This is a genomic window from Paraburkholderia sediminicola, assembly GCF_046027825.1.
Lineage (GTDB): Bacteria > Pseudomonadota > Gammaproteobacteria > Burkholderiales > Burkholderiaceae > Paraburkholderia > Paraburkholderia sediminicola_D.
In genome coordinates this window covers 1-12,626 of record NZ_JAQQDU010000055.1, presented here as the reverse complement: position 1 = coordinate 12,626, position 12,626 = coordinate 1, and the positions used below count along the sequence as shown (strand labels likewise).

The window sequence follows — 12,626 nt, the reverse complement described above, 5'->3', positions numbered from 1 at the left end:
GCCAACCGCAATTCATCACCGAACCCGATCATGGCCAGAGAAATCCGCCTCAACGCATTCGACATGAACTGCGTGGGGCATCAGTCGCCGGGCTTATGGGCGCATCCACGCGACACGTCCTGGTGTTACAAGCACCTCGACTACTGGACCGATCTCGCGAAACTGCTCGAACGCGGCAAGTTCGACGGTCTTTTCATTGCCGACGTACTGGGCACCTACGACGTTTTCAACGGCAACGCGGAAGCCGCGATCCGTCAGGCCGCGCAAGTCCCGGTCAACGATCCTGTTCTGCTCGTCTCGGCGATGGCGAACGTGACCGAGCACCTCGGCTTTGGCGTGACCTGCTCGCTCTCGTATGAGCATCCTTATCCATTCGCGCGGCGCATGTCGACACTCGACCACCTGACCAATGGCCGCGTCGGCTGGAACATCGTGACGTCCTACCTGGACAGCGCCGCGCGCAATGTCGGCTTGCCTGCCCAGGCCAACCATGACGAGCGCTATTCACTCGCCGAGGAGTATCTCGAGGTTTGCTACAAACTGTGGGAAGCCTCATGGGAAGACGATGCCGTGGTGCGCGATGCTGCACGAAAGGTCTTCACCGAACCGTCGAAGGTTCATCCTATCGGTCACCGTGGGCAGTATTTCGACGTTCCTGGTATTCACCTCTGCGAGCCGTCGCCTCAGCGCACACCGGTGCTCTACCAGGCGGGCGCGTCGAAGCGTGGCAAGGACTTTGCCGCGCAGCACGCCGAGTGCATCTTTATCGCGGCGCCCTCGCGCACGATCCTGAAGAACTTTGTCGCCGATATCCGGGCACGCGTGAAGTCGTTCGGCCGCGATCCGCACGACGTGCTGATTTTCAACCTGCACACAGTGATCACGGGTAAAACGTCGGCGGAGGCACACGCGAAGCACGCCGACTATCGCCGCTATACGAGCGACGAGGGCGCGCTCGCGCTGATGTCGGGGTGGACCGGAATCGACCTGTCGAAGTATGACCTCGACGAGCCGCTGCACTATGTCGAGAGCAATGCGGTGCAATCGGCGGTGGAGGCTTTGTCGAGCGCGGATCCGGCGCGCGTGTGGACCGTGCGCGAGATTGCGAAGTGGGGCGGCATTGGCGGACTCGGACCGCTTTCGGTGGGAAGCCCGCAAGAGATCGCCGACGAGTTGCAGTCGTGGGTTGAAGAGACCGACGTCGACGGATTCAACCTCGCTTATGCGTTGACCCACGAGAGCTTTGCGGATTTCGTCGAACTGGTGGTGCCTGAACTGCAACGACGCGGTGTCTACAAGACCGATTACACCAACGGCTCGCTGCGCGAAAAACTGCATGGCCGTGGTCCGCGGCTGGCCGAACCGCATCCTGGCGTGGCCTATCGGGTCCGCGCACCGGCTCATGCCGGATAGCACCGGCTTATTTACCACCCAATCGTTACCACCCAATCGTTACCACTACGTCGTCTACCAGGTTGGAGATCATTGATGAAATCGTTTCTTCGTCGCAAGCTGGGTATGAGCCTTACGTTGCGCACACTCGCCCTGGCGGCGGCCACGATGCTGGCCGGGGCCGCCGCCTATGCGGCTCCGCTCAAAGGTGCGCCCGCACCCTTTGACAAGGGTGGCGTGAAGATCGCGCTCGTCAACTATCTGTCGACGGGCGATTTCTTCCAGGCCTATGAAGCCGGCGCGCAAAAGCAGGCCAAAGCGCTTGGCATCGATCTGCGCATCTACGAAGGCCGTCAGGATGCGGCCGAGCAACGTGAACAGATCCAGCAGGCGATCAGCCTGGGTGTATCGGCGATTATCGTGAATCACGGTTTGCCTGAATCGCTCAAGGACGTTGTGCAGCGTGCGTTGGACAAAGGCATCAAGGTCGTCGCGTTCGATGTCGACCTGGGCAATCCCAAGGTGCCGCAGATCGAGCAGAGCGATCACGATCTGGCCGCGCTGCTGCTCGATCAGGCGTTAAAAGATAACGGCGATAACTTTGCCGCAGGCTATGTGTATGTAGCGGGTTTCGCACCGCTCGACCGGCGCGATGCCGTATGGCGCGATTTCAAGGCTGCTCATCCGAAGGTTCAGGAGAAGGCGCGCTGGGGCACGGTGGACAATCCGATCGCGCAGTCGGTCGCCAACCAGGCCGCCGCGGCCTATCGGGCCCATCCTGAGATTCGTGTGGTGTTCGCGCCTTACGACGAATTCGCGCGCGGTGCGAAGCTTGCCGCGGATGAAGCGAACCTGTCGTCGAAACTGCGCATTTACAGCGCCGATATTTCGACCTCCGATATCGAGGCGATCCGCGCGCCGAATAGCGCGTGGGTGGCGACCGCGGCGACGAATCCCGCGGTGGTCGGTGCGGTGTCCGTGCGAGCCGCTGCATTGCTGCTCGCGGGGCAAACGCCCGAGCACCGGATCGTGGTGAAGCCGACACTGATCACGCGCGACGATCTGGTGAAGAACAACATCAGGACGATCGCCGAGCTGGGTGACAAATTTCCTGCATTTCGTTCGAGCGATGCCGCCACGACAGCGTGGATCCCGGCCGCGGACTGAACGTCAGAGGCAATACGAGGTGTCATGCGCGATTTCGCCGGGAGACCGCTAAATACGGGGCCCGTTGTTTTGATGCGGCCACCTGGTCGCCTGATCACCCGGCGCGGCGCGAGACCTCGCGATCAATCAAATTCTTTGGACTGCCATGAGCAAACGTAGCGGGCACTTGCGCCTCGGCGCTTTCCTTTATCCTGCCGGACACCACATTGCGGCTTGGCGGCATCCCGAGGCGCAGGCGGACGCCGGCGTGAACTTCCGTCACTATGTCCGCCTCGCGCAAGCGGCCGAAGCCGCGAAATTCGATTTGATCTTCCTCGCCGACGGCGTGGGGACGCGCGGCGACAACGTCGACTTCCTCAGCCGTACGGCGCACAGCTACGTCGCGCAGTTCGAGCCGATCACGTTGCTGTCGGCGCTGGCGGCAGTGACTGAGCGTATCGGTCTGGTCGGCACGGCCTCGACGAGCTTCAATGAGCCGTATCACATTGCCCGCAAGTTCGCCTCGCTCGATCACATCAGCGGCGGGCGCGCGGGTTGGAATCTGGTCACCTCGTCAAGCGAGCACGAAGCGAAGAACTTCAACCGCGACAAGCATTTCGATCACGCCGAGCGCTATGCGCGCGCCGCCGAATTCGCGGAAGTCACCGGAGGGCTGTGGGACAGTTGGGACGACGACGCATTCGTTCGCGACAAAGCCGAAGGACGCTTCTTCGACCCACTCAAGCGGCACGTGCTGGATCACAAGGGACGGTTCTTCCAGGTCCGGGGGCCACTGAACGTGGCCCGTTCCCCGCAGGGGCATCCGGTCGTCGTGCAGGCCGGGTCGTCTGAAGCCGGGCGCGATCTTGCCGCGAAAACAGCCGAGGTGATTTTCACGGCGCAGCAAACGCTGCAGGACGCGGTGGATTTTTATGCGGACGTGAAAGGGCGCATGGAAGCTTACGGCCGTCATCCGGACGATCTGAAGATCATGCCGGGCGTATTCCCGATTGTCGGCCGCACCGAAGGCGAGGCGAGAGAGAAGTTCGAGCAACTGCAGTCGCTCGTCGATCCGAAGGTTGGACTTGCATTGGTATCCGGGCTGACCGGTGGGTTCGATCTCTCGGGCTATCCGCTCGACGGTCCGATCCCGGAGCTGCCCGAAACGAATGCGAGTAAGAGCCGGCAGTTGTTGACGCTCGAACTGGCTCGCCGTGAGAACCTCACGATCCGCCAGCTCTATTTGCGAGTCGCGGGTGCGCGTGGTCATTGGCAGCTTGTCGGCACGCCGGCACAGATCGTCGATCAACTCGAAGAGCGCTTCGTGAATTACGGCGCGGACGGTTTCAACGTGATGCCGCCGGTACTGCCTGACGGCTTGACCGATTTCGTCGAACTGGTGGTGCCTGAACTGCGGCGACGCGGGTTGTTTCGCGAAAACTACGAAGGCCGCACGTTGCGCGAGAACCTGGGTTTGCGGCGGCCTGAGAACCGCCATCTTTCTGCGTAACAAAGACCCTGCTACGAAGCGGCCTATCTCGCGGCGCACGCGCCGTCGGGCAATGCAGATCCGCAGCACGTCGGGGCTGCACACGGGCGGCGTGTGCAGCCTTCAATCCGACGCATAACTTTCCACGATTCGTTATTTCCTCCCTGCGCGGTCATCGCCTACGCTGAAACGATAGGCGCATGCGTCTACTGCCGCCACGCGTTGCGTGCCGCGGCTACAGGCAATGGAGAGTCAAATGACCGAGGCTGTTGAACAAGGACAAAAGGGCACGCGTCTCGCGTGGATTGCCGGTGTGGGGGCGAGCGCGGGACTGGGCGCGGCGCTCGCTCGCCGTTTCGCTCGCGAGGGCCTTACCGTCGCCGTGACGGGGCGTTCGCGCGAGCGGCTCGATGTGATCGTCGACGAAATCCGCCACGCCGATGGCCATGCGATCGCATTACCCGGTGATGTCACGCGTGAAGCGGATCTGACTGAGATCGCCCGGCAGCTATCGGACCTTGGCACGCTCGAGGTGGCGATTTTCAACGCCGCCGGCGCGACGCGTGCACCGACGCTCGAACTGAGCGCGGAGCAGTTTGAAGCGGCATGGCGGGTCACGACGCTCGGCGGGTTCCTGTTCGCGCGCGCGGCGCTGTCGCCGTTGCTGGCGGCGGGGCGAGGCTCGCTACTTTTTACCGGCGCAACTGCATCGCTGCGTGGCCGGCCGCCGTTTGCCGCGTTCGCTTCCGCCAAAGCCGGTTTGCGCTCGCTCACACAGAGTCTCGCCCGCGAATTCGGGCCGAAGAATATCCACGTTGCGCATGTGGTGGTCGATGGCGGCATTGACGGCGAGCGCCTGCGTACGTCGGCACCGCATCGTGTCGCGGAGCGCGGCGAGGAGGGCCTGCTGAATCCCGCCGATATCGCGGATGCCTACTGGTATCTCCATCGGCAGGGGCGCAGTGCGTGGTCGCAGGAAATCGATCTGCGGCCGTTCAACGAATCGTTTTAACGTGGTGAGGATAGGGACATGAGCGATATCGTCATCGACACACCGGTGGCCGCTACGGCGGTCGAGGCAGAGTTGAATTACCTTGAGTTCACCGGCGAGAAACCCGTCTCGTATCAATACGAACCGCCGCCTGGCGTTCCGAAACGCAGCGGTGTGTACCGGCCGCATCGGGTGAGCATTTCAAATGCACGCGTCGCCCCGCCGCCGGGCGCGTTGTCACTTGATCGTAACGGCTTCGAACTGCATCGGTATGCTAGCGCGCTGAGCGATTTCTCCGATCCGGCGAAGATCGAATCGATCTACTACGGGCAAGCGGAGCAGTTACTGAAACAGGCCACTGGCGCTCGCCGCGTGGTCGTGTTCGATCACACGCTGCGTGACGGCGATCCTGAACGCACCCGGGGTGTGAGGGAACCGGTCAAGTACATTCATAACGACCAGACCTTTGTGTCGGGACCGCGCCGGGTGCGCGATCATCTGCCGGCGGACGAAGCGGAGCAGTTGCTGCAAGGCCGTGTGGCGATCGTCAACCTGTGGCGTCCGATTGGAGAAACCGTGCAATCGTCGCCGCTCGCGCTGTGCGATTCGCGCAGTATTACGCTCAACGATCTGGTGGCATCGGACCTGGTTTATCCCGACAAGGTCGGCGAGACGTATGCGCTGGTTTTCAATCCGCGGCATCGCTGGTACTACTTTTCGCACATGTCGCCCGATGAATACCTGCTGCTGAAAATCTACGATTCGGCGGGCGACGAAATCGCGCGTCTTTCGGCCCATACCGCATTCGACGATCCGACTTCGCCGGCCGATGCGCCGCCGCGCCGAAGCATCGAACTGCGCGCGCTGTTGTTCTTTTGAGTCGCGTGATGGTCCCAGCAAAGCCGTATCGCCAGTTGCCAGGACAGGCTCGCACAGCGCGCCTCGTCGTTTGTCGCTCTGGCTGCTACCGCGGTTCGGCTAGCTTGAATGTCAACAGACTCTAGTCCGATCCGGCGTCATCGGACTGCTTAACCAGAAAATCGTTGTAGCTTCGATTCCGGATCCAGGACGGCGCGCGTCCACGGCCGCTCCAGGTCGCACCGGTGATGGGGTCCTGATACTTCATCTGAAGCGGTCTGGTGTTGTATGTGCCTCGCCGGTCGACGCGCAACTGGTTCGGCACAAGGTTGAAGAAGTTCATGACCTCGCGGACGTGTTCGATAGCCGCTTTCTGCTCCTGCTGCCAGGCGACTAGCAGCCGCTCATCGAGTTGCGCGAGTTGCTGCTTCAACATCTTTACCCTGCTGCTCATGTTCTCTTTCCGTAGTACATGACCAGGTTGTTGCATTGTGCTCCCGGCCTTAGCGGTTGGCTCCCGCACGGACTTCGCAGGCACGTCCTCATGCTGTTCCGTAAGAACACTCAGAGGCAGAACCCACGCCCTTACACTCCCACATATCAAGTGAGATGTGAAATGCAATCGTAATAATAGCCAGTTGAATTTTAAATATCAACTGATATCCTTGCGGCCATGAATACGGCGACCAAACCCCCACGGCTGAGCCGCGAAGAAAGTCGATTGCAGACCCGGACACATTTGCTTGCTGCGGCGAAGCGACTGTTTGTCGAGAGAGGTTTCGGCGCCACCTCTCTCAGGGATATTGCGGCGGAGGCAGGTTATACGCAGGGTGCTTTCTATTCGAATTTCGCGAGCAAAGAAGATCTGTTTGTGGAACTGATGCGAGAGCGTTCAAAGACGCAAGTGACCGACATCGCCCGGGCGCTGAGTGACCCATCTGCGTCTGCGGACGACATATTGAACGCGTTGGAAGTCTGGGCGCAGACTCTGGATGCCGAGCCTGAGTGGTCTGTACTGGGCGTTGAATTCAAGCTTCAGGGGCGTCGCAACCCCGTTTTTGCAACAGCCTCACAGGAGTTGCTGGATGCCCACCGAGATGGCCTTGCCTATTGCATCGGGCAGATTTTCTCCAGGCTGAAAAGAGTGCCGCCCGAATCGCCGACGGTATTGGCTGCGTCCTTCATGGGGCTTTCACAAGGCCTCGCCTTGCAGCGCTCGATGCTGTCCGAGGTGCCCATTGGACATATGATCATGGTGTTCCTGCGCAGCCTGTTAGCCGCGGCGCCTCCTGTGCGCTGATCTGCGATTCAGTCTCGCCCGGAATGCAACACCTATTGCGTCGACCAGGAGACGCATTAATCAAGCTGTCACGATGTATTGATATCAAGGCTGGAAAACGGAAATTTATTCAGCGTTTGGGCGAGCCCGCCCACCCGGCAGGTCAAATTGACCATCTATTCGTATCGCGTTACGCTGTCGCACTGACTCAGCCTGCTTTCTATCACTCAAGCATCACGCGAGAGGGTTTCACAAGCGCGATCCGGATGCACGGGGCGTCGGTACACGGCCATGAAAAGCGAACTCATCGAAGACCTTGTCGCCACTTCCGCAGATTTTTCGCCTGACGCGATCTTCCTCGTGAATGAGCAGGGACGCATACGCCATGTCAGTCCTGCGTGCGAGGATATATTTGGCTATGTACCGGGCGATTTCGTCGATCAGTTCATCATCGATTTCGTGGTTCCAGCCGATCAGGACGCGACGCGCAAGGAGGCCAAGGAGGTACTGGCCGGTCGCAAGCGGGTAGGCTTTGAGAACCGCTATCGTCATAGGAATGGAAGCGACGTCTACGTCACGTGGTCAGCGCGCTGGCTGGAGCACGAGCGCCTGCGCGTCGGCGTAGCACGCGACGTGACTGAACTCCGTCGCCGGGAGGCCGTGCCCTCAGCACTGTTGTCCGTCCTTGCGCCGTACGAACGCAAGGTTCTTGACCTGCTGCTGACTGAGGCGACTGAGAAACAGATCGCCGAGCGACTGGGCCTCGCCGCCTCGACCACACATTCCTACATTACCGGGATCTTCCGCAAGTACGGTGTGCGAGGACGGGCAGGCTTGATGAGTCTGTGGCTCAAGCATTTCGCTAACGGTATCACCCGACCGGGCGATAGGTAGGCGCGGCCCGTCCCCGTGCGGGGAAGGGCCCGCTAACGCATGCGAATAAGCGTTGTCGAGCAGCTTCTCGCATGCAGAGCCCGCCGGTTCTCCCCGCGGTTCCGGGCTCTAATTCTGCTTCTCTCAGGTTTCCAGCTTTTTCGAATTATTGTGGCGCCCACGATCGTGCTTCTTACCTCGCCGGCGACACAGTCACGCCCGTATACAGGCACGGATGCTACTGGAAACGGCACGCACAACCTATCCTGCTAATCAGAGGGGTGATGGCGCGGCATGAACTGACCGACAACCTCCGCGCAACAGCGATCTTCAGCCGTCCGTCGAGACCGTCACCGCCTCCCACGCACGGATCTCATCCTCCAATGCCGACAACTTGCCTCGCACGAGCCCGAGTGCATCGCTGCCGAGCAAAAGATGTGCGGGTGGACAATCGGCAGCCATCGCCGCGAGCATCGCGCGCGCAGCTTTCCTGGGGTCTCCCAGTTGCCGGCCGCTTTTCTCCTCACGCGCTTTGCGGATGGGGTCGAAGATAGCGTCGTAGTCCGGGATCGAGCGAGGCGTTCGCGTCATGGAGCGGCCAGCCCAGTCGGTGCGAAACGAGCCTGGCGCCACGGCCGTCACCGCGATACCGAAAGGCTTGACCTCTTTGCCGAGGGTTTCGGAGATGCCTTCCAGCGCGAATTTGCTGCCGCAGTAGTAGGCGATTCCCGGCATCGTGATGTGACCGCCCATCGATGTGATGTTCAGAATGTGGCCACGTCGACGCTCGCGCATGAAGGGTAAGACGGCTTTCATCATGGCGACCGCGCCAAATACATTCACATCGAACTGTCGACGCATCTCCGACAGCGGCGATTCTTCCATGATGCCTTCGTGACCGTAGCCGGCACTGTTGACGAGGACATCGATGGGCCCCACGCTCGCCTCGATTTCCGACACGACGCCGTCGATGGTATCGAAGTCGGTCACGTCAAGTACACGTCCGAAAGCAGCATTCGCGGACAGTGACTCGAAATCACGCTTTCCCTGCGCACTTCTCACCGTACCGACAACCTGGTGACCCACCGCAAGCGCCTCTTGTGCGAGCGCGCGGCCAAAGCCGCTGCTGGCGCCTGTGATGAGCAGTGTTTTGCTGGATGCCATTGAAGCACTCTCCCGAAGGTTGTTTTGAAAGTGCATACTAGTCTGACGATCTGGGCATAGAAAGCCCAATTCCGCGATTTTTCTTGCATAAAACTATGACAACGAAGCAGGGCTCCGCTCAGCATCCTGATCTATCCTCGCGAAGCCAGAGGCGCATGGTTTCCCTGCTGCGCGCGTTAGCGCCCAATGAGGGCTACAACCTAACGGCACTGCCGAGCGTGCGCATCCTGCGTTCGAACCGGGCGATGTCGCGCACACCGGTTCTGTACGATCCCGGCATCGTGATCGTTTGCCAGGGCCGCAAGCGAGGTTACTTTGGCGACCAGCTCTATCTGTACGATGAGCATCACTACCTTGCCGTGTCCGTCCCCGTGCCGTTCAGCATGGAAACCGACGCAACGCCGGAGCGTCCGCTGCTCGCACTGTATCTGCACCTCGATTTCGCCATGGCCGCTGAGCTGGCGGCGCAGATTGACAGCGAAGACGTAACGGAACCCATGCAAGCGCCGCAGAGCATGATGTCGACGCCGATGGATGACGCGATGCAGACGTCCGTGTTGCGCTTCCTCGAGGCAATGCACCGGCCGCTCGAAGCCGCAGTGTTGGGCGAAAGCCTGCTGCGCGAACTGTATTTCCGTGTACTCACTGGCGGCCAGGGCGGCGCGATGCGAGAGGCTTTGGCGATGCGAGGGCAGTTCGGCAGGATAGGCAGATCACTGCGCCTTATTCACGCCGGCTACGCGCAGCCGCTCGACGTGACGCAGCTTGCCGAGGAAGCGGGTATGAGCGTGCCGAGCTTTCACAGCCACTTCAAGGCGATCACTCAGGTGTCGCCGATGCAGTATGTGAAGTCGACGCGTCTGCATCAGGCTCGCCTGTTGATGGTGCGCCAGGATCTGAGCGTGGAGGCTGCGAGCCACACCGTGGGGTACACGAGTCCGTCCCAGTTCAGCAGGGAGTTCAAGCGGCTTTTTGGCTTGACGCCGGCGGCGGAGGCGAAGCGTATGCGCGAGAGCTTCGCCATTCCAGCGGCGTTCGCTGATGCGACGTATGTCTCGTCGCACTGAGTCTTGCACGTTTCGTTTTGACTTCGGTCAGTCAAATTCCTACAAACCGGCCATTCGTTCGTCGTGGCGTGCAATACGGCTACTGTCCCAGCGAGAACGAACCCGAAGCGGCAAATGCCAACGCCTACGCCAATCGCAGATCCCACAACGCATCAAGTATGTGTTGCGTGGAACGCTCAACGTACCCCGCACGATGTGCAATGCCGAGCCGGCGCCACAGCGCCGGGCGCAGTGGACGCATGACTATGCGCCTGTCGGGTACTGGTGTACTGGCCTCATGGGGTAATAGCGCTGCGCCGTAACCTGCCGCTACCAGATTCTTGATCGCATCGTTGTAGTTGAGCTGAATGCGCGGCGCAGGATGGTGCCCTCCGGTCGCGAACCACTCCGCAGTCAGACGCGAGAGACGCGTGGTCGCGTCATTGAGAATGAGAGGTTGGGCGGCGAGCCATTCAGGCGTGACGCGGGCCGGACACCGCCAATGAGCCGGTACAAAGGCCATCACGGGGTCGCGGCGCCAAGGCTTTATCACCAGTCCAGCCACCGGGGGCTGAGGCAGTGCGACCAGCCCAACATCCAGCGTTCCATCCGCCAGTCGGGACAGCGTTTCATGTGAAGTGAGTACTGCAACCTGAATGTCGATAGCGGGATGGTGCTGGCGCAGCACCTCAAGCGCTTGTGGCAACAGGTGCGCAATCGCGCCAGTCGACGCACCGAGTCGCGCGCGCCCTTCGAGCCCCTGCACCTGGCGTTGAATATCGTCTAACGCCTGCTCCGCATCGGCCAGCAGTCGACGCGCGCGCTCCACCAGCACCTCTCCTATCGCCGACGGCCTGACATGTCCGCGCTTGCGCGACAAGAGCGGAGCCCCGATGCGCTCTTCGAGTTCCGCGATGTGGAGGCTGACCGTTGGCGGCGCCAAGTGCAATGCGCGCGCCGCATCGGCAAATGAGCCACGGTCGGCAATGGCGACCAGGGTGCGCAAGCGGTCCAGGCTGATTTCTCGCATGTCGGCGTCCAGATTCAGAAAAACTGAATGTTCACGTTATGAAATTCAACTTTCTCTATTCTAGCCGTCCATGGACCATAGGGGCTCGCTCTACTTATTACAACCTAGCCACCGGAGTATTCCACGCATGAGCTCTCCCGTTGTTTTCATCGACGGCGACCAAGGCACCACCGGGTTGCAAATCCACGAACGGCTGCGCAACCGGACCGACCTTAGACTGTTCACGCTTGCCGCTGCGGAACGCAAAGATCCGCGGCGTCGCGCAGAAGCCATCAACGCGTGCGACATCGCCATCCTCTGTTTGCCTGATGCCGCCGCGCGCGAGGCAGTGGACGCCATTGTTAATTCTGCCGTCAGAGTCATCGACGCAAGTTCCGCCCACCGTACACAGCCTGACTGGACATACGGCTTTCCGGAAATGACGCTGGGACAGGCTGAGCGCATTGCGAACGCACGTCGGGTTACCAATCCCGGTTGCTATCCGACCGGTGCAATTGGCTTGCTGCGTCCCCTGTTGCAGGCTGGGCTCATACCAGGCAACTACCCTGTCAGCATTCATGCGGTGTCCGGCTACTCCGGACGCGGACGTGCCGGCGTGGAGGAACATGAGGGGCAGGGTGCCGTCAACGCGCCTTCATACCAGGTATATGGTCTGGAACTCGCGCACAAGCACACCCCGGAGATCCAGCAGCACGCCGGGCTTGCGCAGCGTCCCATCTTTGTCCCTGCGTATGGTGCGTTCCGCCAGGGCATCGTGCTGACGGTACCATTGGAGTTGCGGCTGCTGGCACCCGACGTCGATGGCGCCACGTTACACGCGTGCCTCGCACGCCACTATGCCGACGCGGCGCACGTACGTGTCTTGCCGCTGCACGAATCGTGCATCTTGAAGCACCTGGATCCGCAAGTGCTGAACGGTACGAACGACATGCGCTTAAGCGTATTTCCTAACATGGAACACGGGCATGTCCTGCTGTCCGCGGTTTTCGATAATCTTGGCAAAGGCGCATCCGGCGCTGCGGTTCAGAACCTGAACCTGATGCTCACGCAGCAATAGTGGCCGATGGTTTGATGTAACGTTCGGCCGCACCCCTATGCCAACGACTGTTGCCAATCTGGTCGTGGCCGTCGAATGTCTCATGTTGTTTAGGTTTGTAGGATGCCTGCCCTTGACCGTGCGCATGGGCGGACGCCACCGGAGCATGCGGGCAGGCGTCGTACAAACCTAAACAGTTGCGGTAGGTCGTGGTCGCGGTCAGATTGACCGGTTACCGCCAAACAGCTGTCGTCCGGGCGCGAGCCAATCCGCATATTCTATGGCTGTCTTGCTCGACCAAAAACGAACCGCGCCGCCAGGA

The 12,626-nt window shown here is 60.7% G+C and carries 12 protein-coding genes; 9 read left to right on the top strand and 3 right to left on the bottom strand.

Going from position 1 to position 12,626, the window contains the following annotated elements; genetic code table 11:
• Positions 1-30 precede the first annotated feature (30 nt).
• The 5 genes from PQQ96_RS26380 (at position 31) to PQQ96_RS26360 (ending at position 5,897) form a co-directional block, all read left to right on the top strand.
• Complete coding sequence (locus PQQ96_RS26380; protein WP_408298128.1) at positions 31-1,413, top strand: LLM class flavin-dependent oxidoreductase; 1,383 nt, start codon at positions 31-33, stop codon at positions 1,411-1,413.
• Positions 1,414-1,488: 75 nt separating this feature from the next.
• Positions 1,489-2,559, top strand: coding sequence for a substrate-binding domain-containing protein (locus tag PQQ96_RS26375; protein WP_408298127.1), 1,071 nt, complete (start codon positions 1,489-1,491; stop codon positions 2,557-2,559).
• Between the two features lie 145 nt (positions 2,560-2,704).
• The gene (locus PQQ96_RS26370) at positions 2,705-4,048 is read left to right on the top strand and encodes an LLM class flavin-dependent oxidoreductase (RefSeq protein ID WP_408298125.1); all 1,344 of its coding nucleotides are present in this window, start codon (positions 2,705-2,707) and stop codon (positions 4,046-4,048) included.
• Between the two features lie 235 nt (positions 4,049-4,283).
• Complete coding sequence (locus PQQ96_RS26365) at positions 4,284-5,039, top strand: SDR family NAD(P)-dependent oxidoreductase (protein ID WP_408298123.1); 756 nt, start codon at positions 4,284-4,286, stop codon at positions 5,037-5,039.
• 18 nt (positions 5,040-5,057) lie between these two features.
• Positions 5,058-5,897 (top strand): CmcJ/NvfI family oxidoreductase, encoded by an 840-nt coding sequence (locus PQQ96_RS26360; protein WP_408298121.1) that lies wholly within the window; start codon positions 5,058-5,060, stop codon positions 5,895-5,897.
• Between the two features lie 121 nt (positions 5,898-6,018).
• On the opposite strand, the gene PQQ96_RS26355 is transcribed toward PQQ96_RS26360, so the two are convergent.
• Positions 6,019-6,330 carry an H-NS histone family protein gene (locus PQQ96_RS26355; protein ID WP_408298119.1) on the bottom strand — a complete coding sequence of 104 codons (312 nt, stop codon included), beginning with the start codon at positions 6,328-6,330 and terminating at the stop codon, positions 6,019-6,021.
• A gap of 219 nt (positions 6,331-6,549) precedes the next feature.
• Here PQQ96_RS26355 and PQQ96_RS26350 point away from each other — a divergent pair, with 219 nt between their 5' ends.
• Entirely contained in the window at positions 6,550-7,176 is a 627-nt protein-coding gene (locus PQQ96_RS26350) for a TetR/AcrR family transcriptional regulator (protein WP_408298117.1), read from the top strand.
• Between the two features lie 270 nt (positions 7,177-7,446).
• Positions 7,447-8,049 carry a helix-turn-helix transcriptional regulator gene (locus tag PQQ96_RS26345; protein WP_408298115.1) on the top strand — a complete coding sequence of 201 codons (603 nt, stop codon included), beginning with the start codon at positions 7,447-7,449 and terminating at the stop codon, positions 8,047-8,049.
• Between the two features lie 309 nt (positions 8,050-8,358).
• Here the strand turns inward: PQQ96_RS26345 and PQQ96_RS26340 are convergent, their stop codons facing one another.
• Complete coding sequence (locus tag PQQ96_RS26340; RefSeq protein ID WP_408298113.1) at positions 8,359-9,192, bottom strand: oxidoreductase; 834 nt, start codon at positions 9,190-9,192, stop codon at positions 8,359-8,361.
• Between the two features lie 155 nt (positions 9,193-9,347).
• Between PQQ96_RS26340 and PQQ96_RS26335 the strand changes: the two genes are divergently transcribed.
• Entirely contained in the window at positions 9,348-10,259 is a 912-nt protein-coding gene (locus tag PQQ96_RS26335) for an AraC family transcriptional regulator (RefSeq protein ID WP_408298111.1), read from the top strand.
• 124 nt (positions 10,260-10,383) lie between these two features.
• Here PQQ96_RS26335 and PQQ96_RS26330 read toward each other — a convergent pair whose 3' ends face one another.
• Positions 10,384-11,268 carry a LysR family transcriptional regulator gene (locus tag PQQ96_RS26330; RefSeq protein ID WP_408298109.1) on the bottom strand — a complete coding sequence of 295 codons (885 nt, stop codon included), beginning with the start codon at positions 11,266-11,268 and terminating at the stop codon, positions 10,384-10,386.
• A gap of 127 nt (positions 11,269-11,395) precedes the next feature.
• Between PQQ96_RS26330 and argC the strand changes: the two genes are divergently transcribed.
• A complete protein-coding gene (gene argC, locus PQQ96_RS26325; protein ID WP_408298198.1) occupies positions 11,396-12,325 on the top strand; it encodes an N-acetyl-gamma-glutamyl-phosphate reductase in 930 nt (309 codons plus the stop codon).
• Positions 12,326-12,626 lie beyond the last annotated feature (301 nt).